Here is a 2,368-nt window from a genome sequence, read left to right as displayed (position 1 = left end):
GTCTCTTGAGCCAGTGATCTCGGGACGAAAGCCCTCCGGAATTTCGAGGCGGTCATCATTGGGAAGGCAGGTCACCGGCAGCGCCTCCTCGACCGCCGTGCGATGCCAGCGCGCCTTGCCGTCAATGCCTTGGAAGCTGAAGTAACCGCCGATCATGATCAGGCCGCCGCCGGCCAGCGTCCAGTCGCGCAGGAGCTTGAGCCGGTTCGGCACTGTCTTGCCGTGCAGCCAGACATCGGGATGAAGCAGCAGCGAGTTTGCGCCAATGTCGGACAGGATGATCGTCCTGTATTGCGACAGCCCTTCCATGGTGAAAGGCAGCTTCTCGACGGCCTCATGAGCGGGCATGTAGTCGAGATCGAATTCGCTGTCCTTCAAGGCGTCGACCAGGGGCGTTGCCCCGAGATGGAAGGTGACGCTGCCGAACTGGTCGAACCCCTTGTAGTGGGTCGCCGAACTCACCCAGCTTTCGCCGACAAGAAGGACTTTTGTCTTCGCCATGATCGTGCTCTCCTGATTCCGCCAGTCGCTTGTTCTAGCCGGTTTCGCCCGCCCCGATCTCTGGGATCGTGTGGTCGGGGTCGATCGGCGTTGGCGCCGGCCCTGCCACCTCAGATCAGCAGCAGGCCCTTCATGCTGGCATATCCCTTCCGCCCGATGATGATGTGGTCGTGCACCGCGATGCCCAGCCGCTTGCCCGCGTCGATGATCTCCTTCGTCATCTCGATGTCGGCGCGCGATGGCGTCGGGTCGCCTGACGGGTGATTGTGGACCAGGATAATGGCAGTCGCCGAGAGTTCGAGCGCCCGCTTGATCACTTCTCGCGGGTAGACAGGCGTGTGGTCGACAGTACCCGTCTGCTGCACCTCGTCGGCGATCAGCGCGTTCTTCTTGTCGAGGAACAGGATGCGGAACTGCTCGCGCGCCTCGAAGGCCATTGCTGAGCGGCAATAGTCGAGGAGCTGCTGCCAGGACGAGAGGATCTCGCGGCCGTGGACCTCGCCGCGTGCCATGCGCTGCGCCGTTGCGGCGAGGATTTTCAGGTCGAGTGCCACCGCAGGGCCGATGCCCTTGACCTCCTGCAGCAGGCCCACCGGGGCGCCAAGCACTTCGGCCAGCGTGCCGAAGCGTGCCAGCAGCGCCTTGGCCGCCGGTTTGGTGTCGGCACGAGGGATCAGGCGAAAGAGCAGAAGTTCCAGAAGTTCGTAATCGGGCAGGGCGTCCGGACCCGCCAGGGCAAAGCGCTCGCGCAAGCGGTCGCGATGGCCGAGGTAATGCGGCTTTTCGTCGAGCGTCGCCTTGGCTTTCGCAGCAGGCCGCATCGGCGCTTCGGAGAAGAAACTCCGCTCGTCATCGTCGCTTGTGTTCCCCATACCCCGCCCACATTGCTCCGGCACAGACATTAGAGCTGTTCTGGCCTGGATTGAAACAGTTCCGTTCTCCGATCGCGAGACGATCCACGGCAGATCGTGGCAGCCCACTGTCAGCCTAGGGCCTCCCTATACGGCAAGATGAAACCACGATTGCGCAACAAAACTTAACATCACTTAACGCATGCGGCCACTTTCACCTGACATGGTGACGCCATCGGAGGCTCTTTGCCTCGCTATACTGGAGCACGCATGTTCGCCAAAATTGACTCTGGACTATTTGCCGGCCGGGCATCTCTTGCGGTCATGGCAATCCTGCTTTCAGCCCATTCGGACGGCGCGCTGGCGGCAGACGCCATTGCGGTGAATTCCGATGATTTTACCCTGCCGCCCGAGCCTTCCCGTTTCGGGCGCTTCGAACAGAAACTGTCCGACTGGCACGTCGTGCTCGGCGGCGGCGCCATCATCGTCCCCAAATACGAGGGCAGCAATGAGTTCAAGATCATGCCGGTGCCTTTCGTCACGGCGACATTCCTCGACACGGTGACGATCGATCCGACTGGTGCCAACATCGCCGTTTATGAACAAGGACCGTTCGCCTTCAGCGCGCGGCTTGGCTATGAGATGGGCCGCAAGGAAGACGACTCCGACCATCTGCGCGGCTTGGGGGATGTCGACATGGGCGCGACGGTCGGCGTGAAGGCAGCGGCGAAGTTCGGTCCGGCCGAAATATTCGCGCAGCTGGACAAGACCATCGGCGGCAGCGATGGCCTGGAGGGCAGGGTGGGGATCGAGGTGACCCGGCCTCTGTCTCAATCGTTGATGATCGGCGCCAGCGCGTCCGCCGTGTTCGCCGACGAAAATTACATGCAGGCCTATTTTGGTGTCACGCCCGAGCAATCGGCTCGCTCGGGGCTGGCGCGCTATGATGCCGGCGCCGGTTTGAAGCGCGCCGATTTTTCGATTTCCGCCACATATATGCTCGACGAGAACTGGAT

At 61.9% G+C, this 2,368-nt stretch carries 3 protein-coding genes; 1 reads left to right on the top strand and 2 read right to left on the bottom strand.

Features of this window, described 5'->3' with window-relative positions; translation table 11 throughout:
* Both ENZ75_RS29000 and radC read right to left on the bottom strand, forming a co-directional pair.
* Positions 1–501 (bottom strand): glutamine amidotransferase (locus ENZ75_RS29000; RefSeq protein WP_245481277.1); only part of this gene is annotated, 501 nt, incomplete at its 3' end.
* Positions 502–611: 110 nt separating this feature from the next.
* Complete coding sequence (radC, locus tag ENZ75_RS28995) at positions 612–1,373, bottom strand: DNA repair protein RadC (protein WP_013532006.1); 762 nt, start codon at positions 1,371–1,373, stop codon at positions 612–614.
* 249 nt (positions 1,374–1,622) lie between these two features.
* On the opposite strand from radC, the gene ENZ75_RS28990 reads away from it, so the two are divergent.
* Positions 1,623–2,368, top strand: a 746-nt coding sequence (locus tag ENZ75_RS28990) for a MipA/OmpV family protein (RefSeq protein ID WP_164888080.1), incomplete at its 3' end; no start/stop codon positions are given.

It is taken from the genome of Mesorhizobium sp. M7A.F.Ca.CA.002.04.1.1, assembly GCF_004022805.1.
GTDB lineage: Bacteria > Pseudomonadota > Alphaproteobacteria > Rhizobiales > Rhizobiaceae > Mesorhizobium > Mesorhizobium ciceri.
The sequence above is the reverse complement of the archived record's forward strand: the minus strand, read 5'-3'. Positions and strand labels throughout refer to the sequence as shown.

Coding starts and splice junctions, on each gene's coding strand:
- radC (WP_013532006.1), bottom strand. CDS start 1,373: ATGGGGAACACAAGCGACGATGACGAGCGGAGTTTCTTCTCCGAAGCG.